This window comes from Arthrobacter dokdonellae, assembly GCF_003268655.1.
In the GTDB taxonomy this organism is placed as follows: Bacteria; Actinomycetota; Actinomycetes; order Actinomycetales; family Micrococcaceae; genus Specibacter; species Specibacter dokdonellae.
In genome coordinates, this window is sequence record NZ_CP029642.1 from 465,241 (window position 1) to 486,351 (window position 21,111).

General features: G+C 68.3%; 16 protein-coding genes and 2 pseudogenes. 8 read left to right on the forward strand and 10 right to left on the reverse strand.

Annotated elements, in window-relative coordinates:
• Window positions 1-122: 122 nt before the first annotated feature.
• On the reverse strand, window positions 123-2,612 hold the full coding sequence (locus tag DMB86_RS02120) for a DUF222 domain-containing protein (protein WP_113716351.1): 2,490 nt from the start codon (window positions 2,610-2,612) through the stop codon (window positions 123-125).
• 230 nt (window positions 2,613-2,842) lie between these two features.
• Window positions 2,843-4,081, reverse strand: coding sequence for a multidrug effflux MFS transporter (locus DMB86_RS02125; protein ID WP_113716352.1), 1,239 nt, complete (start codon window positions 4,079-4,081; stop codon window positions 2,843-2,845).
• A 183-nt stretch (window positions 4,082-4,264) separates the two neighbouring features.
• Between DMB86_RS02125 and DMB86_RS20820 the strand changes: the two genes are divergently transcribed.
• Window positions 4,265-4,969 carry a hypothetical protein gene (locus tag DMB86_RS20820; protein WP_171814310.1) on the forward strand — a complete coding sequence of 235 codons (705 nt, stop codon included), beginning with the start codon at window positions 4,265-4,267 and terminating at the stop codon, window positions 4,967-4,969.
• A gap of 20 nt (window positions 4,970-4,989) precedes the next feature.
• Here DMB86_RS20820 and DMB86_RS20825 read toward each other — a convergent pair.
• From DMB86_RS20825 to DMB86_RS02140, 3 genes and pseudogenes are all read right to left on the reverse strand, one after another.
• A pseudogene (locus DMB86_RS20825) lies at window positions 4,990-5,586 on the reverse strand (C40 family peptidase); the annotation flags it as partial.
• A 168-nt stretch (window positions 5,587-5,754) separates the two neighbouring features.
• Window positions 5,755-6,405: a response regulator transcription factor gene (locus tag DMB86_RS02135; RefSeq protein ID WP_113716353.1), complete on the reverse strand. Its 651-nt coding sequence runs from the start codon at window positions 6,403-6,405 to the stop codon at window positions 5,755-5,757.
• Entirely contained in the window at window positions 6,402-7,700 is a 1,299-nt protein-coding gene (locus tag DMB86_RS02140; protein ID WP_113716354.1) for a sensor histidine kinase, read from the reverse strand. Before DMB86_RS02140 ends, DMB86_RS02135 begins: the two co-directional genes overlap by 4 nt.
• A gap of 178 nt (window positions 7,701-7,878) precedes the next feature.
• On the opposite strand from DMB86_RS02140, the gene DMB86_RS02145 reads away from it, so the two are divergent.
• The 3 genes from DMB86_RS02145 (at window position 7,879) to DMB86_RS02155 (ending at window position 10,280) form a co-directional block, all read left to right on the forward strand.
• The gene (locus DMB86_RS02145) at window positions 7,879-9,009 is read left to right on the forward strand and encodes an ABC transporter permease (protein ID WP_113716355.1); all 1,131 of its coding nucleotides are present in this window, start codon (window positions 7,879-7,881) and stop codon (window positions 9,007-9,009) included.
• A 76-nt stretch (window positions 9,010-9,085) separates the two neighbouring features.
• Window positions 9,086-9,805 carry an ABC transporter ATP-binding protein gene (locus DMB86_RS02150; RefSeq protein WP_113716356.1) on the forward strand — a complete coding sequence of 240 codons (720 nt, stop codon included), beginning with the start codon at window positions 9,086-9,088 and terminating at the stop codon, window positions 9,803-9,805.
• A 91-nt stretch (window positions 9,806-9,896) separates the two neighbouring features.
• Window positions 9,897-10,280, forward strand: a complete 384-nt coding sequence (locus DMB86_RS02155; protein ID WP_113716357.1) for an META domain-containing protein — start codon at window positions 9,897-9,899, stop codon at window positions 10,278-10,280.
• 23 nt (window positions 10,281-10,303) lie between these two features.
• On the opposite strand, the pseudogene DMB86_RS02160 reads toward DMB86_RS02155, so the two are convergent.
• Window positions 10,304-11,685 (reverse strand): annotated as a pseudogene (locus DMB86_RS02160) (alpha-N-arabinofuranosidase).
• Window positions 11,686-11,728: 43 nt separating this feature from the next.
• Window positions 11,729-12,151: a winged helix-turn-helix transcriptional regulator gene (locus DMB86_RS02165; RefSeq protein ID WP_113716358.1), complete on the reverse strand. Its 423-nt coding sequence runs from the start codon at window positions 12,149-12,151 to the stop codon at window positions 11,729-11,731.
• Between the two features lie 101 nt (window positions 12,152-12,252).
• Here DMB86_RS02165 and DMB86_RS02170 point away from each other — a divergent pair, with 101 nt between their 5' ends.
• Entirely contained in the window at window positions 12,253-12,867 is a 615-nt protein-coding gene (locus tag DMB86_RS02170; RefSeq protein WP_113716359.1) for an NAD(P)-dependent oxidoreductase, read from the forward strand.
• A gap of 11 nt (window positions 12,868-12,878) precedes the next feature.
• Here DMB86_RS02170 and DMB86_RS02175 read toward each other — a convergent pair whose 3' ends face one another.
• The 3 genes from DMB86_RS02175 to DMB86_RS21390 all read right to left on the reverse strand — a co-directional run bounded on the left by DMB86_RS02175 (window position 12,879) and on the right by DMB86_RS21390 (window position 16,005).
• Complete coding sequence (locus DMB86_RS02175) at window positions 12,879-14,330, reverse strand: phytoene desaturase family protein (protein WP_113716360.1); 1,452 nt, start codon at window positions 14,328-14,330, stop codon at window positions 12,879-12,881.
• On the reverse strand, window positions 14,323-15,750 hold the full coding sequence (locus DMB86_RS02180; protein ID WP_113716361.1) for a glycosyltransferase 87 family protein: 1,428 nt from the start codon (window positions 15,748-15,750) through the stop codon (window positions 14,323-14,325). Before DMB86_RS02180 ends, DMB86_RS02175 begins: the two co-directional genes overlap by 8 nt.
• 123 nt (window positions 15,751-15,873) lie before the next feature.
• Window positions 15,874-16,005, reverse strand: coding sequence for a hypothetical protein (locus DMB86_RS21390; RefSeq protein ID WP_257792226.1), 132 nt, complete (start codon window positions 16,003-16,005; stop codon window positions 15,874-15,876).
• Between the two features lie 998 nt (window positions 16,006-17,003).
• Between DMB86_RS21390 and DMB86_RS02185 the strand changes: the two genes are divergently transcribed.
• From DMB86_RS02185 to DMB86_RS02195, 3 genes are all read left to right on the forward strand, one after another.
• Window positions 17,004-17,987, forward strand: a complete 984-nt coding sequence (locus DMB86_RS02185; RefSeq protein WP_113716362.1) for an ABC transporter permease — start codon at window positions 17,004-17,006, stop codon at window positions 17,985-17,987.
• Window positions 17,988-17,989: 2 nt separating this feature from the next.
• Window positions 17,990-18,916, forward strand: coding sequence for an ABC transporter permease (locus DMB86_RS02190; RefSeq protein ID WP_227878544.1), 927 nt, complete (start codon window positions 17,990-17,992; stop codon window positions 18,914-18,916).
• Between the two features lie 94 nt (window positions 18,917-19,010).
• Window positions 19,011-21,068 (forward strand): ABC transporter ATP-binding protein, encoded by a 2,058-nt coding sequence (locus DMB86_RS02195; RefSeq protein WP_236783357.1) that lies wholly within the window; start codon window positions 19,011-19,013, stop codon window positions 21,066-21,068.
• Window positions 21,069-21,111 lie beyond the last annotated feature (43 nt).

Consider the following 21,111-nt stretch of genomic DNA (forward strand, 5'->3'; position numbering starts at 1 on the left):
GGTTCATTGGCCACCCCGTGGTCGAGCACCGAGCTCTGCGAGGGCGTCGAGACCCTGGGCCCGGTGGTCGGGCTGCGATCTCTGCGGGGGCGTCGAGACCCTGGTCCCGGTGGCTGGGTCTGTCAGCTGTCGGGTTGGTTGTTGTTGTTGGGGTGTTTGAAGTTGTAGTCGAGGAGGCTTTCGAGGGGGCTTTGACTTAGGTCGATCCGGGGTGCCGGGCCGGTTGTTGGGCGGTTTTTGTGGTGGCTGGGGTTTTTGGCGAGGCGTTTTTTGAGCCATTTGGGGTAGGCCGGTGGCTGGGTGTCGCGGGGTGCGGGGGCGTGGTATTTGCCGGTGGGCGAGGTCCAGCCCACGCGCCCGTCGGCGGTGGTGCAGGGCTTCCAGCCGCGCAGCTTGATCCCGGCCCGGTCCGGGTCCCGGTCCTGGCGGTAGCGGCCGTGGCGGTCCTTGTCGTCACGGAAGTGACGCAGCGCGTGATGGAGGCGGCAGCCCGGGTGGGTGTTGGCCCTTGTGGTGGGCCCGCCCTGGCCGTAGGCGATGACATGGTCGATGTCGGCGGTGATGGCCGGGTTGGTGCAGTTCGGGAACGAACACGTCTCGTTCAACGCCCGCAGCAGGGTTTTCTCGGCTTCCCGCAGCCGGTACCGTTCCGGGGCCAGCTCCGCCAGGGGCACGTTGGTGACGGGATCGGTGAGCACGCGCAGGAACGCCCCGGCGTTCGCCAGGAGCCTGCGGGCGGTTTCCTCCGGGATCGGCCCGTGCCCGGCCAGCTGCGCCGGTTCGTTCGTGGCTCCGAGCAGGCCCAGGACCGGGACCGTGATGATCACCTGCGCGCCCGGCAGCGGAGGCCCGGTGATCGCCGCCCCGTTGCGGGCGGCCTCGAGCTGGTCCAGGTAGTCCTGCACGGGATCCTCCAGCAACCCGTCGACCACCCCGTCCACCAGGGCGCCGGCAAGCCCGGCAACCAGCTCCCCAATCATGCCACCGGTGACACCGGAGCCGCCGCCCGTGCCGCCGTTGGTGGCTCCATTCGTGCCGCCGCCCGGGACGGAACCGTCCCCTCGGGCATGACCGTCCCGCATCACGGAGCCTCCGACCGTGCCGCCGGTGCCGGATGCCGTGCCGGTGCTGCCGGTGCCGGGTGGGGTGTCGGGGCAGAGGGTTCCGGTCAGGGGGATGTTTTCCGGGTTGGTCTCCCAGGCCCTGGCGCGGGCGTCGGCGTCCCGGGTCAGGGGCCCGATCACTTCGTGCGAGGGCCCGTGGGCCCAGTCCGGGACCACGTCCACCAGCGTCAACCCGGTATACCGGCCCTCTTCCATCGGGGTGGGGCTGGTGATGGTGTACATGTCCAGGATCTGGCCCGAGAACGGGTCGCTGATGAACCGTGCACCCACGTACGGGCCGCCGACAGGCCCGCCATTGCGGCCGCCGGCCACAGTGTGGCTGCCGTCCGGAGCGCCAGCGGCGCCGCCGGCATTGTTTCCTCCGGGCCCGTCGTGGCGGGTGTTGCCGTTGCTTCCGCCGGTGCTGCTTGAGCCGCCGTTGCTCCTGTCGCTGTCTGCGCCGGTCGTGCGGTTGTCGCTGTTGCTGAGCCCGGCGGTGGTTCCGCGGGTGGTTCCGGCGTTACTGTCGCTGTCGCTGAGCCCGCCGGTGGTTCCGCCGTTGGTTCCGGCGTTGCTGCCGCCGGTGGTGTTGGTGGTGCCTTCGTTGGTGGTGGTGGGGAGGGGTTGGTTTAGGAGGAGGAGGGTGGCGGTGTCGGCTTGGAGTTGGCCGGGGGTGCGGTGTTCGTCGGGGCCTTGTTGGGTCCGGGCGAGGCGCGTGCATTGGACGTAGGCGCCCTGGGCTGCCGGGGCGGGGATGTGCAGGGTCAGCCAGGACATGCCGTCCTTGCCCGGTTCGAGGGTGAGGGAGCGTTTGGCGATGGCCTGGCGGGTGCGGGTGGTGAGGGTTTCCGGGTGCAGGCCCTCGCGCATCCGCCGGGCCCGGGAGGCGAACCCGCCGGCGGTGGTGCCCGGCGCGGCGGCGAGCAGGCGGGACTCGAACGCGGTGATGTCGGCCGGGGCCAGGGACGGGGTTTGGGCCAGGGTGCCGGTTTCACCCAGGACCGTGCATGCGTGCCGCCAGGACAGGGTGCCGGTTTCCAGGGCGGTAAGGGTCTCGGGGTGGTGGGCGAGCAGTTCCACGGCCTGGCGGGCCAGGGCGGCCGCGCTGCCCTGGGCGATGCACAGGGTCGTGGCGATCTCGGCGGTCGCGGAGGCTTCGCCCAGCCCGGCCTGCCACGGATCCAGGGCCACCGCGGCCGATTCGACGGCGGCGGCGGCCAGGTGGCGGGCGAGCAGGGCCGCCTTCAACGCCGCGGTCCTCCCCTCCAGGACCCGCACCGCGGCCAGGGCGGCGATGGTGGCGTCCTGCACGGTGCGCGCGACCTGGACCCGCGAGGCCGGTTCCGGCTCCGGGGCCGGGTGCCGGGTGTACGCCGGCAGCCCGGCCAGCCCGGGCGTGTCGGGGCCGAAGGGTTCAATGGAGGGAAGGGACACGGCGGCGATGAGGGCCGCCACATCCGCTGTGGCGGGAACTCCCCCGCTGCCGGGGCCGCTCTCCGGCCTGTCCATGACACCAAGCCTACGCCCTATATACCACACTCTCAATAGTTTCTAGAACATTAGTTCTAAACAGTTTCCGCCCCGCCCACGCCACCAATCCCCGGACCCAGCGGCTCCACCATCGGAGTACTGACGGGCCCTACCGCCGGGGCGGGGAGTCAACAGGCTCGACCGCCGGCGCGTGGCCTGGATCACCGGACCGCACCTCGGCCACGTCGGACGACCACCAGGTGGCGGATTCAGCCCTCACGGCGCGCCAGGCGTCCCGCTGCAGCAACCGCACAAAGGGCCAATGAGGAGCAGATTGCCATTGATACGGCCATCGGAACGGCGGTGTGCTGCCCGGCGATGCCGGTCAGGGGACTTACCAGGCCACCGAAAAGGAACTGGACGGTCCCGAGCACCGCCGAGCCGGCGCCCGCCCGCCCGGGCACGCGGCCCTGCGCCATGGCGACGGCGTTGCCCATAATGAAGCCGACGCAGGCCTGGTTGACGAAGAGGTGGACCAGCGTGGGCCAGCCGGTAACGCCCGCCAGAATGAGGGCGAGACCCGCGATATTGACCACGCATGCCGTCGTGATCGCCGTCCGTAGGATCAGTCCCGGCTCGATCCGATCCACAAGCCTTGTGTTGACAAGGGCTCCCACGATGGAGCCTCCAGCATTGACCGCAAAGATCACCGAGTAGCCCAACGCTGAGAAGCCAAGCACGCTTTGCAGCACGAAGGACGAGGCGGAAATGTAGGAGAACAGAGACCCGAAAGTAAACCCAAACGCCAGCGAGTAGGCCATGAACGCGCGGTTGCGCATGACCCCCAAGGAGATGCTTACGACGCCGGCCAGGCCGCCACGGTGGCGCTTGTGCACCGGCAGGGTCTCCGGAACCACAAACACCGATCCGGCCAGCATCAGCAGCCCGAAACCTGCAAGCGCCCAGAAGGCAACCTGCCACGGGGCGACACTGGCGATGACACCGCCGAGCAGTGGCGCAACGACAGGTGCGAGGGAAGTAATGGTTGCCAGGACTGAGAAGAGCTTGGCCGCCTGGCGGTCTGTCACTATATCTGAGACGACGGCCCGCGCTATCACCACGCCCGCGGCACCAGAGACACCCTGAACCGCGCGGAGGGCAATGACGACGCCGATGCTGGGAGCCACCACGATGGCCAGGCAGGTGGCCAAAAACAAAACGTTGCCCGCCACCATCAATCGGTGCCGCCCGACCATGTCCGAGATTGGGCCGAGCAGGAACTGTCCGACGGCCATGCCCACCATGTACGTGGTCAAGGTCAGCTGAACTGCGGAAGCAGAAGTTTGGTAATAGTCGGCCACCCGCGGCATCGACGCCAGGTACATGTCGGTTGCCATGGGACTGACGGCGCTGAGGATTCCGAGAGCCATCACAAGTATGACCCGGTCCTTGCTGCCGGAAAGCCGCAGTCGCGAGCGGAAGGCGTCGTCGGGGTTCACTGCGGTCATGGACCATCCTTCAGAGGTCAGGCGGATCGGGAAGAACTTGCCCACACTACCGCTGGAGGCGCCCCGGAGGCGCGTCGGTGGAAGATGCAGGACAGCGGCTCGCGTGCCCTGCCGGATCGGGGCTTGATTCCAGAGCCCAAATGTTACGCCGCTTAGTTCACTGACGCCGTGGACTCCGTGGGCATGGGCGAGGCTGAGCTCGATGTCGGGTTCAAACAGGGGGTGGCGCCCGACGTCGGACCTGCCGGCAGGGCGGCCGTGGCAGCCGGGTGCTCCGTTGCCACAGGCGCACATTTAGTTGGCGCAGGCGTCGTGTCCGCGGGGACGCTTCCCGTGTGGCCCGCGCTGGGTTCCGTCTTCGGCGTCGCGCTGGCGCTTGGCGACGGGCTGGGGCTTGGCGTCGGGCTGGCACTGGGCGTCGGCTCCGCCGTCGCGCTGGCACTGGGCGTCGGCTCCGCCGTCGCGCTGGGGCTGGGCGTCGGCTCCGCCGTCGCGCTGGCGCTTGGCGTCGGGCTGGGGCTTGGCGTCGCGCTGGCAGTGGGTGTTGGCTTCGTCGCCGCAGTGGGTGTGGGTGTCGCCGTCGCACTCGGTGTTGGCTTCGCCGCCGCACTCGGCGTGGGACGCGTGCTCACGCTTGGACGGGCGGTTTCCGTGGCCTTGGGCTTCGGTGAGACCTTGCCCGCACTCTCAGCGACAGCCTTGGCCACTGCGTTCTTCGCGGCAGCCGCCCTGTCCGCCAGGGCATGGTCCTTCGCTGCCTTCTGGTCCAGGCTCGCGAACCCGGGCATCGTGAAGTACGTGGAGGAACTGCTGGTCGACGCCGGCGTATGCATGATGGTTCCCACCGAGGGATTGAGCGCACTGATCATCAGGCCGCCGCCAATGTAGATGCCAATGTGCGACCAGTGGTCGGGGCCATCCGGGTTTTGGACCACGATGTCGCCAGGCTGTGGGGTGTTGGTCTTGACCATGGGAACCCACTGCTCCGTGCGCGGCAGTGCTATGCCGGCCTGGGCGTAGGCCCACTGCACAAACCCTGAACAGTCCCACCCCGAGGAAAAACTGGTCCCGCCCCACACATAGCTATGGCCCAGTCCCACGAAGGCGGCGGCCACTATCTCCTGGCGGACCTGCGAGATGAATTCGGGTGAAAAGTCGGCAATGCCCCCGAGCAGGGCTTCGGCGGGATCCCCCGGTCCCGACAGTTCTCCACCAGGGTTTGTGAGATCGAAAACCGTTCTGGGCGCGGGCTTGCGCGACAGGATCAAGGTGTCGGCGAATATGACCTTGATGGCTGCGCCCGGGGGCGCAAAGGAATCAAGTGAGGAAGCGGGCGGTGGATTGGAGCCGGCCGGAACCGGATGCCGGGTTGGCCCGGCCAAAGCGTTGTCCGCCACGGAAGTGCCGGCGTATCCGGCACCCACAAAACCGCCGGAGGCCAGCAGCATGCACGCAACCGCCATGCCCAAATGGAACGGCCGAGACTTCTCCCGTGGAAACGCCATTTACAGGTCCCCCTGCTTCAATGCAATCGTTAGGCCCGAGCTTACGCCGGATACTCAAAAGCAAACAGGATTTTCCCATATTCACACAATGTCCCTTAAGCGCACTTAGCCTCCCGGCGTGTCGCACAGATTCGGCCACCGCGGCCCCGTTACCGGGTTTCGACAGGCTCAACCGCCGGTGCGGATGATGCGGCGCTGGGCGGCCACTGAGATGGCGGCGGTGCGGTTGTCCACGCCGAGCTTGTCGTAGATGTGCACCAGGTGCGTCTTGACGGTGGCCTCGGAGATGAACAGCTGCTTCGCCATGGCCTTGTTGCTCATGCCGGTGGCGAGCAGCTCCAGCAGCTGGACCTCGCGCGTGGACAGCACCGGTTCCGGGTTGCGGATGCGTCCCATGAGGCGGGCCGCCACCTCCGGCGCCAGCGCGGTCTGCCCGGCCGCCGCCTGCTGGACGGCCGCGCGGATCTGTTCCGGCGGGGCGTCCTTGAGCATGTAGCCGCTGGCCCCGGCCTCGACGGCGGCCAGAATGTCGGCGTCGGTGTCGTAGGTCGTCAGGATCAGCACGGGTGGCGCGGACGAAAGCGCCTTGATGGCCCTGGTGGCGGTGACCCCGTCCATGCCGGCCCCCATTTGCAGGTCCATGAGGACCACGTCCAGGGGCTCGCCCAGGGTCTGCAGCCGCTCGATTTCCTTGATGGCGGCGGCGCCTTCGGGCGCCTCGGCCACCACCGTGAAACCTTCAAAGTCGGTCAGCATGGCGCGCAGCCCGGCGCGAACCACTGGGTGGTCGTCCACGAGCAGAATCCGTATTTCCATCATGCCGCCCCTTCATTGTCGTTCGTCGCCGCCGGCGGCGACGAAGCCAGCGGCAGCCTGACGGCCACCACGGTGCCTTCGCCCGGTGCCGACTCTATCTCGAGGGACCCGCTTTGCGCCGCCACCCGCTGCCGCAGGGACTCCAGCCCGAACCCGCTCCCGTCCGCGCGCCCTGCCACGGCGGCGGCCAGCGCTGAGGGGTCAAAGCCCCGTCCGTCGTCGTACACGTCCAGGGTCACCTCCGTGTCCAGGTAGGCCAGGCTGACGACGGCGGTGCCGGCCTTGGCGTGGAGCCAGACGTTGGCGAGGCTCGCCTGCGCGGCGCGCAGCAGGGTGACCCGGTACGGCTGCGGGAGGTCCACGGGGTCCCCGTCCGCCCGGAAGGTGCAGCTGAGGTTCACGCCGCGTGCCGCCGCCGCCAGCTGCGTCTTCTCGCAGAGGCGCGCCAGGGACTGCACGAGGGAGGTGCCCTCGAGCGCCGGCGAGGACAGGCCGCGCACAAAGCTGCGGGCCTCGGCCAGGTTTTCCGCGGCCGTGGCCTCCACCATGGCGAGGCTTTCCCGGGCCGAGCCGAGGTCGCCCGAGGCCAGCGAGCGTCCTGCCGCCCGGGCCACCAGGACGATGGAGGAAAAGCCCTGAGCCAGCGTGTCGTGGATTTCGCCGGCCAGCCGGGCGCGCTCCGCCAGGACGCCTGCCTCATGCTGGCTGGCGGACAGTTCGGCGCGGGTGCGGCGCAGCTCGTCGGCGGCGCGGCGCTGGTTTTCACCTTCCTGGTACAGCATCCGGTAGGCCTTGGAGGTGACCACGGCAAAGCCCGCGCCGAAGAGGGGGCCCAGCACGGCGGCCAGCGGCGGGTGGGCCGCGCCGCCGGCCAGCCACTGGGCAGCAATCACGCCGGCGGTCATGATGATGACCATCGCGTTCCCGGCCCAGCGCGGCAGCAGGTGCAGGTGCAGGAAGAACAAGGGAAACGCGAGCCAGGAAAATTCCGCCGAACCGACCATCAGCGCCGCCCACAGGACGGTGACCAGGGCCAGCCACAGGTAGGCGTGGCGGCGCGGGTTCCGGGCGGCGCGGCCGGTGGAGAAGCGCTTTTCCGCGACGGTCCCCACCAGGTAGACGGCGGCCAGCAGCACTGCCAGGCCGAGCAGCGCGTACCGTTCGGTCCCGTCCAGGTGCGCGGCAAGCAGCCGGGCCGCCGCCACGGCCAGCAGGATGGCGAATCCCACGTGCAGCGCCACGCGCAGGAAGCGCAGGATGGCAGCACTTGTCACGGGCGGGTCGTTCAGGGCAGACATGCCACCAGCTTAGGCCGTGCGCCCGCCGGCCGTATCAACTGAATGGTTGACTGCGGGTTCAACCATCGGGCCCGGGCAGACCATCCAAGCCTGCGATGGAAGCGGCCCGGAATGGAAGGACAGTGGAACTAAAGGAAAAAACGGCCCGTCCGGGCCATAAATGAAAGAAGGTGCGCACATGTTCCTCGCCATCCGAGACATCCGTTTCGCCAAGGGCCGCTTCGCCCTGATGGGCGGCGTGGTGGCCTTGATCAGCCTGCTGCTGGTCCTGCTCTCCGGCCTGACCGCCGGGCTGGGCAACCAGTCCACCTCCTCCATCGCCGATCTCGGCAGGTCGGTGCAGGCCCCCGTGGACCAGCTGGTGTTCGGGGCACCGGGAACCAACGACCCGAAGGTCTCCTTCACCGAAAGCCAGGTCACGCAGGCGCAGGTCGACACTTGGGCCAAGCAGCCCGGCGTCTCCTCCGCGATCCCGCTGGGCATCAGCCAGACCCGCTTCCAGGGGGCCGACGCCGCCGCGCCAGGCAGGAAAACAGGGACCACCAACGTGGCCGTGTTCGGTGTGGGCGAGGGGGGCGCCAAGGCCGGGATCGCGCCGTCGGGCCTCAGCGATTCCACCGTCATCATCGGTGACAACGTGGCGAAGGACCTCCACCTGGCCGTGGGCGCCGCCGTGACGCTGGGAGGGAGCACGTTGAAGGTCTCCGCCGTGGTGCCCGACCAGTGGTACTCGCACACCTCGGTGGTCTGGACCACGCTGCCCACCTGGTCCAAGCTGGCCCACCTCAGCGATCCGGCCCAGCTCGCCACCACGGTCGCCGTGACGTACGACGCCGGCGCTTCCGTTGATGCTGCAGCGGCCAACGCCGCGGCCGGCACCGTGAGCACCAACCGAAGCGGCGCCTTCCAGGGCTTGGGTGGCTACAAGAGCGAGAACGGCTCACTGTTGATGATGCAGGCGTTCCTGTATGGCATCTCCGCCCTGGTGATCGTGGCCTTCCTGACCGTGTGGACCGTGCAGCGCACCCGCGACATCGCCGTCCTGAAGGCCATGGGAGCCTCCGGCAGGTACCTGCTGCGGGACGCCCTGACGCAGGCGGCCCTGGTGCTGCTGGCCGGCGCCGCGCTCGGCGGCCTGGTGGGCGTGGCCGGCGGGTTCTTCGCCGCCAAGGCCGCCCCGTTCCTGGTCACCCCGGCCACCACCGTGCTGCCGATGCTCGGCATCGTGGTCCTGGGCCTGGCCGGCGCCGCCGTGGCCGTCCGCAAGGTCACGAAGGTCGACGCCCTCATCGCCCTCGGCGGCAGCTGACCTGTCCCGAGCCCGACCCCGCCCAGCGCGGGAGGTCGTGGGAATGATCTCGAACCTCAAATCTTAAGGAAACCCCATGTCTGCACTGACCACCCCCGCCCTGTCCCTGACCAACGTCACCCTTGAGTACCCGGACGGCGACGGCACCGTCACCGCACTGGACCACATCTCCCTGAACGTGGACCCCGGCGAGTTCGTCTCACTGGTGGGTCCGTCGGGCTCGGGCAAGTCGAGCCTGCTCGCCGTGGCCGCCACCCTGGTCAAGCCCACCTCGGGCCTGGTCACGATCGACGGCGAAGACGCCACCGGGCTTGGCGACAAGGCGCTGACCACGCTGCGCCGGGACAAGGTGGGCATCATCTTCCAGCAGCCCAACCTGCTCGCCTCGCTCACGGCGGCCGAGCAGCTCATTATTGGCGACCACCTGCGCGGGAAGCCGCTGCGCGCGGCGGCGGCCCGGGCCGCGGAGCTGCTCGAGATGGTCGGGCTGGCCGATTCCGCACGCAAGCGCCCGCACCAGCTTTCCGGCGGCCAGCGCCAGCGGGTCAACATTGCCCGGGCACTGATGGGGTCCCCGTCGGTCCTGCTGGTGGATGAGCCGACGGCGGCCCTCGACCACGAGCGCAGCGAGTCGATCGTGCGCCTCCTGCGCCAGGTGACGGACGAGTTCCGGGTGGGCACCGTCATGGTCACCCATGACACCGAGTTTGTCCCGCTCACCGACGCCGTGGCCACCATGCGCGACGGCGTCCTGGCCGCCGCGGTGCCCACCGTGGCCGCCGTCGGCGCCCGGTAACTGCCCCGCATGAAGCGCCTGGGTTCCCGCCCATGCAATAACATGGGGGGAACCACGATTCTTCAGCATTTCGAAACGGAGACACCCCTTCATGAAACGCGTCCTCGCCCTGGCCGGCAGCCTGGTCCTTGCCTTTGTCCTCTCCTCCTGCGCCGCCGCAACCGGCCCGGTGGGCACGTGGGGCAACGGCTACAACACGGACAAGCAGCCGTACCTGGAACTGTCGCTGGGGGCCGAGCAGAACGGCGACACCGCCGGCTACCTGCAGGGCAGCGACGGGTGCAACCGGCTGTCCGGGCAGTGGATGATGGCCTCCGGGGAGCTGACGTTCCCGCAGCTGGGCAAGACCCAGATCACGTGCGACGGCGTTGACAGCTGGCTCTCCAAGGCCGCGTCCGGCAGCGTCGACGGCAACGTCCTGACCGTCAAGGACGCCCAGGGCAAGACCATTGGCACGCTGGACCGCCGCAACTAGGCCCTCCCCGCCCTGACGGCGGGCTAGTTCTTCCCCACCTCAGGTTCGACGACGGCCCAGGAGAGCGCGGGCAGCGTCACCGTGAGCTCGTCCCCGGCCGCGCTGACGCCGGACAGCGGCACCAGGCCCACCCGGTCCTGCGCTTCGAGCGTGTTCCGGGTGAAGCGGTCCCCGCCCCCCGGGAACCGTCAGGACCTCGGCGCGGGTGACCCGTCTGGCGTCGAAGCCGCGCAGGGACACGTCAACGTCCGCGGCCTCCGCCAGCCCGCGGTTGGCAAGAAAGAGGGCGATTCGCCCGGCCTCCTCGTCCCAGGTGGCGCTGACGTCCACCAGGTCGGCCCCGCCAAACTGGGCGGTTTCCACCGTGTCCGAGACCACGTGGGTGCGCAGGACCTGCCCCTTGGCGAGCTCCGCCATGCGGGCGAACGGGTGGAAGATGGTCTGGCGCCAGGCCGGGCCGTTGGGCTCGCCCAGGATCGGGGCGATCACGTTGACCAGCTGGGCCTGGTTGGCGATCTTGACCCGGTCGCCGTGCCGCAGCAGGGAGTTCAGCAGGGTGCCCACCACCACGGCGTCTGTGACGTTGTACTTGTCCTCGATGACGCGCGGATGCTCTCGCCAGCCGGAGGCGTTGACGCGTTCCGGCTGGTCTTCGGAGTCCAGGCCGCGCTGGTACCAGACGTTCCACTCGTCAAAGGACAGGTTGATGTGCTTCTTGTGCTTGCCCCTGGCCCGGACGGCGTCGGCCGTGGCCACGACGGCGTCGATGAAGCAGTCCATGTCAACGGCGCTGGCCAGGAAGCTGGCGGCGTCGCCGTCGTGCTCCTGGTAGTAGGCGTGGAGGGAGACGTAGTCCACCTCGTGGTAGGCATGGGTGAGGACGGTCTGCTCCCAGGCGCCGAAGGTGGCATGCCGGAACCGGAGCTGCCGCAGGCCACCAGCTCGATGTCCGGGTCCACCAGGAGCATGGCCTTGCCGGCCTCCTGGGCCAGGCGCCCGTACTCGTCGGCGGTCTTGTGGCCGATCTGCCACGGACCGTCCATTTCATTGCCCAGGCACCAGAGCTTGATGTCAAAGGGATCCTTGTGACCGTTCTTCGCGCGCAGGTCCGACCAATAGGTGCGAGGCGGCGGGGGCGGTCCGCCACCGGGCCGATGCCGTCCTCCCAGTTGTAGCCGGAGACGAAGTTGCCGCCGGGGTAGCGGATCACGGTGGCGCCCAGTTCGCGGGTCAAGGCCAGGACGTCCCGGCGGAAGCCCGGGCCGTCGGCTTCCGGGTGGCCGGGTTCGTAGATGCCGGTGTAGACGCACCGGCCCATGTGCTCCACGAACGATCCGAAGAGGCGGCGCGGCACCCCGGAAATGGTGGTGAAGTCGCGGTCAATGCTGATCCGTGCACGGGACATGCGGCTGGTTCTCCTGCCCGACGGCTACGTAGGCTGCATGGTCTCAACCTACCGGTCCGGCGGGCCCGCCGGGCTGCAGTATGCCCGCGTCTTCCCGCTCGTCATAGGCATCGCGCGCATCCAGCATGGCCGCGATGTTGCTTTCCGCCCACTGGCGCAGGGCGGTGATCGGACCCAGCAGCGTCCGCCCCAGGGGCGTCAGTTCATAGTCCACGCGCGGGGGCACCTGGGCAAAGACGGTGCGCGTGAGCAGCCCGTCGCGCTCCAGCGCCCGCAGCACCTGTGTCAGGACCTTCGGCGTGACCACGTGCACGCGCGCACGCAGTTCCGAGAACCGCAGCGGCCCGTCCGCCAGCACCTGGATGACCAGCGTGGCCCACTTGTCCCCGATGCGGGCGAAGACCACGCGCGACGGGCAGCCGGGGTCCAGCACGTTGCCGATGAACCCGGCCCCATGAGTATCCATTTGGTAACCCAGTTTCGTTGTAGACAATACTTTCTTTTGAATACCATTGTCCCAGCAGTTGCCTCCAGGCAGCAACAGCGTGACCAACAAGGAGCACCACGATGAAGATTGCAATTTTCGGCGCCACCGGAATGGTGGGTTCGCAGATCGCCGCGGAGGCCGTGCGGCGCGGCCATGAGGTCACCGCCATTTCCCGTTCCGGCGGCACGGTGGCGGACGTTCCCTCTACCGCCGTCCTGGCCGCGGACCAGTCCGACGCCGGGACGGTCGCCTCCGTGGCGAAGGCGCACGACGCCGTCGTCCTCGCCACCGGGCCCAGCCGCACCGGCGGCGACCATCAGCTGTGGCTCGACGCCACCGCCACCGCGATGGCCAACGTGGGCGGCACGCGCACCATCGTGGTGGGCGGGGCCGGCACCCTGCTGGTGGACGGCACGCGCCTGCTGGACCGGCCGGACTTCCCGGACGCCTACCGCGCCGAGGCCCTGACCGCCGCTACCGCGCTGGAGGCCATCAGGGCCCTGCCCGAACATGTCAATTGGACAGTCCAGGCGCCAGCCCCGGAAATCGCCCCCGGCGAGCGGACCGGACGGTACGTGCTCGGTGTCGACTCCCCGGCAGGCGAGGGAATCTCCACGCAGGACTTTGCCGTCGCCATGCTGGATGAGCTGGAGACCCCCAGGCACGTGCGCCGGCGCTTCACCGCCGCCAACTGACGCGCCGGCGGTCACCTTCGGGACAAGTCGGGAGCGGGAAGCCCAAAGGTGTGGCGCAGGGCCGACCGTGCGGCCAGCCAGCCCGCCATGCCGTGCACGGCGGGGCCCGGTGGCGTGGACGCGGACGCCAGGTAAAGGCCGGTGGCAGGCGTCCTCCACGGCTCGCGGGCCACGATGGGGCGCTTGAGCAGCTGCCACAGGGTCACCGCCCCGGCGCTGATGTCGCCTCCGACGCAGTTGGGGTTGTAGGCGGACAGGTCGTCGGCCGTCGCGGCGTGCGAGGCCAGGACGAGGTCGCCGAAGCCCGGGGCAAACCGCTCCAGCTGCGCCGTCACGGCGGCGGTCCGGTCCTGCCTGGAACCTGCGGGCACGTGGGTGTAGGCCCACAAGGTGCAGCGGCCCTCGGGGGCCCTGGTGTCATCGACGGTGCCCGGCTGGACCACCAGCACGTAGGGCCGTTCCGGCAGTCCTCCCGCCAGGACCTGGTTTTCCGCGGCGGCGATCTCCGCGCGCGTGCCGCCGAGGTGGACCGTCGGGGCTTCTGCCAGGGCCGCGTTGCTCCAGGGGACGGATCCGGACAGTGCGAAGTCGATCTTGCACACTCCCGGCCCGTAACGGAAGGATTCCAAGCTGCGCATATACGCAGCGGGTAATTCATCGGCGGCGAGGGAGGCCAGCGCGCGGGGGGTCACGTTGCAGATGACAGCCGCCGCGCCTGTTTCGGCACGAAGGGCCGCGATGCCCGTGATCCGCCGGCCCACCTCAATGCTTCCGCCGTGCGCCACGAGGTCAGCTGCCAGCGCGTCGGCAATGGCCTGCGATCCGCCACGGGGTACGGGCCAGCCACCCGCGTGGGCCAGGGCGCCCAGCAGCAGTCCGGCCCCGGCCGTCGCAAGGCTGGGCAGCTTTCCAATCGCGTGGGCGGCGACGCCGGACAGCATGGCCGGTGCCGCGTCGTCCCGAAACCGCGCCCCCCACGCGGGCGTGCCTTGTTCCAGCGCCCGCTGCCCGAACCGCAGCACCGCCGCGGGGTCGCGCGGAACGCGGACCATGCCGTGTTGGGTGAAGTCAATGACGCCGTCCATCCTGCGCAGCAGCGGTTCGAACATGGACCTCCAGGCAGGCCCGTCCACACCCAGGGAATCCACGGTGCGGTCCAGGTCGCGGTAGGCAATGCCGGCCCGTCCGCCGTCGAGCGGGTGGCCGTAGGAGATTGCCGGAACCATCAGTTCAATGCGCCGCTCCAGTTCAAAGGCCCGGAAGAACGGGGACGCCAGGGCCAGGGGATGGACGGCGGAGCAGACGTCGTGCCGGAAGCCCGGCAGCGTCAGTTCGGCCGTGCGTGTCCCCCCGCCCCACGCATGGGCGCACTCGAAGACGGCCACTGACAGGCCGGCGCGGGCCATCGTGGCGGCTGCGGCGAGTCCGTTGGGTCCTGACCCGACCACCGCGACGTCAACCATGGGCGATGGTCCCGGCGCCTTCAGCGTTGTCGGCTGCCTGTCCGTCCAACAACACCCCGCCCAAGGGATCGTCCACGCCACCCCTGCGCACCACATCGTGCCGCGGATGCCACATGTCGCGGACCAGCAGGCCGGCCAGCACGCAGGTGGCGGCACCCGCCAGGGCGGCAGCGAGCACGAAATAGGGCATGTCTATGGCGTGCTGGTCGCTGATCCCGCCCAATTCCTTGCTTTGGAAGAGCAGCAGTGCAATGAAGTGCGCGGCTGCGGCGGCCTGCCACAGGAGCACCGTCCGCCAGCGGGGCAGCGCCAGCGCCAGCAGCGGCAGGAGCCAGACGGCGTCCCAGGGCTCGGCGTACTTGTTGACCACCAGGAACCCCGCGACGGCAACGGCCGCCAGCTGGGCCACCCTGGGCCGGCGGGGGGCATACAGCCCAAGGGCCGCCACGCCCAGCACCAGCACGGCCAGCAGGAGGACGGCCACGACGTTGACGGCGTCGTCCCCCAGCGGCGGCAGACCCGTGCGGACGGCGATGAGGTTCCAGCTGCCGTACAGGGACGACGGCGTGGCGGGGCTGGTCAGCGCGGAAGCCGCGTAGGCGCCCCAGCCGGAGGGGTTGGACAACATCACCGGGGCCAAGACCAGCAGCCAGCCCACGGCACCGCCGGCGAGCGTCTCCAGCATGCGGGTGGCCTGGCGGTTGCGGACGCCCAGCACGAGCAGGGCGAGCAGCACCAGCAGGGCGTAGGACGCGGCCATGGCGGCCACACCCAGGACAAACCCGGCCCACACGGGACGGCGCCGGGCAAAAAGGTAAAGGCCAAGGCACACCAGCGCGGCGGCCCAGAAGTCCCAGCTGACATAAGCGGCCAGCCACAGCAGCGGGCTGGCGGCAACCATGGCAGCGTCCCAGGGCCGCCTTCCCGCGGAGCGGGCAACCACCACCACCACGAAGATCCACACCGCGGCAATGAGTGCGGCGTTGACGTCAAAATAGGACAACTGCCGCGCCGCGCCGGTGAAGCCGCCCGCCAGCCAGGCGGTGGCACCGGCAATGAAGGCGGTGAACGGCGGGTGGTCAAAGCTGGTGCCCGCCGTGAAAAACGGGAACAAGCGGCCCAGGTCGTAGCTCGTCAGGGAGTTGGGGAACTCCGACCAGCACACGGTTGAGTACTGGTCCGGGGTGGTCCAGGCGCTCACGCGGCAGTGGTTCTTGGACAGCACCGCCAGCAGCGCCGAGACGGCCGCCATCAGTACCAGGACGCGCTCCACCGTGAAGAATCCCGGGTTGGTGATTCCTGGCGCTGTGCGCCGGCCCAGCGGCCCGCCCACCGGCTCCGTCATGGCGCGGAGCACGGGATCGCTGCGGGAAGGAACAGCAATGCCCTGCCGGCGCTCCGGCGCCCGTGAATCCGCCATGGTTCGAGCCTACCGGCTGTGGCCGGCAGCGGCGGGAGATTCGCCGCCGGGAATACGGAACAGCCCGCGCAGGGCAGCGCGGGCTGTTCCCCGTTGACCAGGGCGCCGGCGGACAGAAGGTCCTTACCGGATGTTGAAGAGATCCATGCGCAGGATTTCGCGTTGCTGGCGGTCCCGCATCTCCCGAAATTTCTGCTGGTCGACGGGGGTGAAGAACACCCTCTTGACGGCGGAGAACTGTGGCTTTGGATTCAACTTGTTCACCCCCTTTCGAGCGCTTGCATTAACGGATAAAAACTGTTTTTTGGCGCGACAAATAAAGCCATGGTTTTCCTTGAAAAAAACGGCATAATGAGAGCACAAAAAGGCGCGAATGATTTTGTGCGTCAATGCCGGCGTTTAATCGCCGGCGGCAATCCCTGCGTCGAACCAAGCGCGCGGCACGGAGCCGCAGCCCGAATCCGCGGAGGGCAGACAGGGGCAAGCTGCGGTGAAACGGGGGGGCCGGTCTTGCGCTGCCTCAGCAGGCCAACCCGGATGCGTGCGAAGACCCGGGAGGGGCTACGACGCCTTGCCGGCGTGCCATGCCGAGGCCAGACGATCTCCTGAAACTCCGGACTTGATTACTGCAAACATCATGGCCTCCTTTCAACATGCACGCGGACATTCCGAGGGAACTCATCGGAACTAATTTATAAAGTACATCATGGACCACGTATTGGCCAGCCCGTGACGAATATTATTGAAGGAATTTTGCAGCCAAGGATTGCAGCCAAGGGTTAGTGGGCCCATGGGACATTCTTCGGGGGACATTGTTCGGGCCCGGCAAGGGATCCCTGCGCCCGTGCGGGTCCTGCGCGACGCGACACGCACAACACGGTCCATAACAGTTTTGTTACCCTTTCCGCGGGCATGGAAACGATAACTTCCGCGGAATTCCGCGGCTTCCGGCGCTTCGAGGCCGCCAAACAGTTACCGACCAGTACAGAAGACGGCCGGACCCGTCTCGGCAACAACACGTCCGTGTGTGATCCACGGTACATTGGCACGGTGAAGGCACCAGGGGAATCGCCCTGACGCTGCCATCATGGGAACGACAATCTCTCGGTGCACTCCGGCCGCCAACCCTGGCCGGTGCAGCGGACAAGCACTAAGGATGTTTTTTTGCCACTGCACCCACCCACGCGGCAGGTGGCCCGTCCTCTTGACGGGACCCCGCGCGCCGCCAGGCAGAGCCGGAAGAGACTCCCCGCATGATCGGCTTCATCATCAAGCGCTTCATCAACTACGCCATACTCTCGGCCATTGCCACCCTGAGCGCGTACGTTTTGGCGAGCCTCATCCTCAACCCCGCCGGCCGCTACCTGGGACGCAACCCGCGGCCAACGGACGAAACCATCAACACCATCCTCAACGGGCTGGGCGTCAACCCGCATACCCCCGTCATTGAGCGGCTGTGGACCTGGCTCGTCAACCTGGTCACCCACGGGTCCCTGGGCGACACCATCCACAACACCTCCGTGGTCAGCGAAATGGCCGCCCGGGCCGGCACCAGCCTGCGGCTGCTGATCCTGGGCACCATCATCGCGGCGATCGTGGGCGTGATCATCGGCGTGTGGGGCGCGGTGCGCCAATACAAGTTCAGCGACCAGGCCATCTCCTACGCGTCCTTCACCATCCTCGCCACGCCGTCGTTTGTGCTGGGCATCCTGCTGATGATCGCGGCCACCTTCCTCAACGGCACCCTGGGCATCCAGCTGATCAACTTCACCGGCGAATACACCGCCGGGCTCGACGGCGGCTGGTGGGTCCAGTTCTGGGACCGCGCGGCGCACCTGCTGCTGCCCACCATTTCACTGGCGCTCATGGGCGCGGCCGGCTACTCGCGGTACCAGCGCAGCGCCATGCTCGACGTGCTCTCCGCCGATTACATCCGCACGGCGCGGTCCAAGGGCCGCACCCGTGGTTCGGCCCTGGTCCGGCACGGCGTCCGTGTGGCCTTGATTCCCATGTCAACCTACTTTGCCTACTCCTTCGCCACCGTCCTGGCCGGCGCAGCGGTGACGGAACTGGTCTTCAGTTGGCACGGCATGGGCGAGATGCTGGTCCAGGCCATCACGCAAAGCGACATCAATGCCTTCACCGGCGCCATCCTGTTCAATGCCGTGCTGGTGCTGATCGCCGGGACCCTCTCGGACGTTGTCTACGCCGCCCTCGACCCGAGAGTGCGGGTATAGCCATGTCAATGATTGAAGAAATGCCCGTTGCCGACGCAACGGCAGGCACCCCGGAAATCATCAGGTCCCGGAAACCCGTCTCACGGTTCCGCCTGGTCCTCTCCCGCCTGCGCGGGACGCCGCGCTTCTGGGTGGGCGTCGTGGGCCTGGGCGCGATCATCCTGTGGGCCATCTTCGGCCTGGTCCCCAATGCGTGGAACGCCGCCGACCTGGATGTCTACAACATGGGTTCCTCCCCGACGGCCCTGCACTGGTTTGGCACCAGCGACATTGGCGAGGACATCTACGCCCAAACCATCGTCGGCCTGCGCAAGTCCCTCGTGATTGGCCTGCTGGTGGGACCGCTGGCCGCCATCATCGCCGGAATCATCGGGGCCGTCGCCGGATACGTCGGGGGCTGGTGGGACAGGGTCATCGTCTGGTTCATCGACCTGCTGCTGGTGCTGCCGAGCCTGTTTTTGTTCATCCTGCTCAGCCCCATCTTCAAGTCCCTGTCCTGGGTGGCGCTGATCTTCCTGCTGGCCGGGTTTGGCTGGATGATCATGGCCCGGGTGATCCGGGCGCAGACACGGTCCCTGCGCGAGCGGGACTTCATCAAGGCCGCCCGTTTCATGGGCGTGGACACCTGGACCATCATCCGCCGGCACGTGCTGCCCAACGTTTCCTCGCTGCTCATCATCGACGCCACGCTGGGCGTGGGCGGGGCCATCCTGAGCGAAACAACGCTGAGCTTCTTTGGCTTCGGCATCCAGGCCCCGGATGTCTCGCTCGGCACCCTGCTTTCCGCCGGGCAGGGCGCGGCGGCCACCCGCCCCTGGCTGTTCGTCTTCCCCGCCGCCATCCTCGTCTTTACGGTGCTTTCCGCCAGCCTCGTTGGCGATGCCTTGCGCGACGCCGTGGACCCAACCTCCGGAGTCAACCGTGACTAACAGCACCCGCGAAGCGAAACACGGCACGGGGCACACCCACGCCCGGCGGCGGCAGGGGGAAACGCCGTCGAACACGTCCGGCCACCTCTTGGAGGTGCGCGACCTCAGCGTCACGTTCCCGCAGCCCAGCGGGGCCGTCACGGCGGTCCGCGGCGTCAACTACCACGTGGACAAGGGCGAATTCCTGGGCATCGTGGGCGAATCCGGCTCCGGCAAGTCCGTCTCCTCGCTGGCCGTGATGGGACTGCTGCCGTCCTCCGCGCAGGTCAGTGGCGACATCCTCTTCGAGGGCAGGTCCCTGCTGGGCCGCAGCGACAGGGAGCTGTCCAAGCTGCGCGGGGAGGGAATCTCCATCATCTTCCAGGACCCGCTGTCTGCCCTGACCCCCGTGTACACGATCGGCACACAAATCGCCGAGGCCCTGCAGCTCCACGACCAAAAACTGTCCAAACTGGCAGCCAATGCGCGGGCCGTGGAACTGCTGAAGGTGGTGGGCATCCCCAACCCGGAACGGCGCGCCCAGGCCTTCCCGCACGAATTTTCCGGCGGCATGCGCCAACGCGCCATGATCGCCATCGCCATCGCCAACAACCCGCGCCTGATCATCGCCGATGAACCGACGACGGCGCTGGACGTCACCATCCAGGCACAGATCCTGGAGGTGCTGCAGAAGGCCAAGGACCTGACCGGCGCCGCCGTGGTGCTCATCACCCACGACCTCGGCGTGGTGGCCGGCAACGCGGACCGGATTGCCGTCATGTATGCCGGCCGGATCGTGGAGACGGGCACGGTGGAGGAAGTCTTCCACGCGCCGTCCATGCCGTACACCATCGGCCTGCTGCGCTCCATGCCGAACCTGGCAACGGCCGGGCATACCAGGCTGGTTCCGTTGGAAGGCCGTCCGCCGCAGCTGGCCAACCTGGCTCCGGGCTGCCCCTTTGCCCCCCGCTGTCCCATTGCCATCGACGCCTGCCGCACCACGGAACCGCCGTTGATCCCGGTCGCCGGCGCCGCGTCCAACGCCGCAGCGTGCCTGCGCGTGGAGGAGATTGCCTCCGGAGGGCTCAGCCGCGGCGGGCTGTACCCGGTGCCGGAGCCCGTCGCGTTGGAGGAGCGGGCCGCGGTGACCCCCGAGAGCGTGCTCGGCGTGGACGGGCTGGTGCGGCACTTTCCGCTGACCAGGGGATCCGTTTTCAAACACACCATTGGCACGGTGCGTGCCGTGGACGGCGTCAGCTTTGACATCCGCGCCGGTCAGACACTGGGCCTGGTGGGCGAGTCCGGTTGCGGGAAGTCCACCACCATCATGGAAATCCTGGAGCTTGCCAAGCCGCAGGCCGGCCGGATCACCGTCAACGGCCGCGACGTTGCCGCCATGGGGCGCAAGGAGCGCCGGGCCCTGCGCGGCGACATCCAAGTGGTGTTCCAGGACCCCATGGCATCCCTTGACCCGCGCCTGCCCATCCAGGACATCGTGGCGGAGCCGCTCACGGTCCACGGGGTGCCGCCCAAGGAGCGGATGAAAAAGGTCCACGAAGTGCTGGACCTCGTGGGCCTGGACCCGTCCATGGCGTCGCGCTACCCGCACGAGTTCTCGGGCGGCCAGCGCCAGCGCATCGGAATTGCGCGGGCGCTCGTGACGGACCCGAAGATCATGGTGCTGGACGAGCCTGTCTCTGCGTTGGACGTCTCCATCCAGGCGGGCGTCATCAACCTCCTGGAAGACCTCCAGGAAAAGCTGGGCCTGTCCTACCTGTTCGTGGCGCACGACCTCGCCGTGGTCCGCCAGATCGCGGACACCGTGGCCGTCATGTATCTAGGCAGGATCGTGGAGAGCGGGCCGGCGGAAGACATCTTTGACCATCCACAGCACCCATACACCCGTGCGCTGCTCTCCGCCGTTCCCGTCCCGGACCCCACGCTGGAACGGGCCCGTACGCGCATCATCCTGGAAGGCGACCTGCCCAGTCCCACGGAGGACATCAGCGGCTGCAACTTCCGCACCCGCTGCCCGCTGTACCAAATCATGGACGCCCAGGGACAGGAACAATGCCGCACGCAGGATCCCGAGCGGCGCCAGGTTGCGGGCAGCTCCGTTGCGTGCCATCACGCGGAACACATAGACCTCATGACCGATCATCACGCACCTTAACCATCACGGTCCGGTGGACAACCAAACACCGCCAAGGGCCACA

Excerpts from the sequence above, each read along its gene's own strand:
- DMB86_RS02175 (WP_113716360.1), bottom strand. The coding sequence starts at position 14,330 with ATGGTTGACGTCGCGGTGGTCGGGTCAGGACCCAACGGACTCGCCGCA.
- DMB86_RS02185 (WP_113716362.1), top strand. The coding sequence starts at position 17,004 with ATGATCGGCTTCATCATCAAGCGCTTCATCAACTACGCCATACTCTCG.
- DMB86_RS20820 (WP_171814310.1), top strand. The coding sequence starts at position 4,265 with ATGGGCGAGGCTGAGCTCGATGTCGGGTTCAAACAGGGGGTGGCGCCC.
- DMB86_RS02155 (WP_113716357.1), top strand. The coding sequence starts at position 9,897 with ATGAAACGCGTCCTCGCCCTGGCCGGCAGCCTGGTCCTTGCCTTTGTC.
- DMB86_RS02145 (WP_113716355.1), top strand. The coding sequence starts at position 7,879 with ATGTTCCTCGCCATCCGAGACATCCGTTTCGCCAAGGGCCGCTTCGCC.
- DMB86_RS02135 (WP_113716353.1), bottom strand. The coding sequence starts at position 6,405 with ATGATGGAAATACGGATTCTGCTCGTGGACGACCACCCAGTGGTTCGC.
- DMB86_RS02120 (WP_113716351.1), bottom strand. The coding sequence starts at position 2,612 with ATGGACAGGCCGGAGAGCGGCCCCGGCAGCGGGGGAGTTCCCGCCACA.
- DMB86_RS02125 (WP_113716352.1), bottom strand. The coding sequence starts at position 4,081 with ATGACCGCAGTGAACCCCGACGACGCCTTCCGCTCGCGACTGCGGCTT.
- DMB86_RS02165 (WP_113716358.1), bottom strand. The coding sequence starts at position 12,151 with ATGGATACTCATGGGGCCGGGTTCATCGGCAACGTGCTGGACCCCGGC.
- DMB86_RS02150 (WP_113716356.1), top strand. The coding sequence starts at position 9,086 with ATGTCTGCACTGACCACCCCCGCCCTGTCCCTGACCAACGTCACCCTT.
- DMB86_RS02180 (WP_113716361.1), bottom strand. The coding sequence starts at position 15,750 with ATGGCGGATTCACGGGCGCCGGAGCGCCGGCAGGGCATTGCTGTTCCT.
- DMB86_RS02190 (WP_227878544.1), top strand. The coding sequence starts at position 17,990 with ATGTCAATGATTGAAGAAATGCCCGTTGCCGACGCAACGGCAGGCACC.
- DMB86_RS02140 (WP_113716354.1), bottom strand. The coding sequence starts at position 7,700 with ATGTCTGCCCTGAACGACCCGCCCGTGACAAGTGCTGCCATCCTGCGC.
- DMB86_RS02170 (WP_113716359.1), top strand. The coding sequence starts at position 12,253 with ATGAAGATTGCAATTTTCGGCGCCACCGGAATGGTGGGTTCGCAGATC.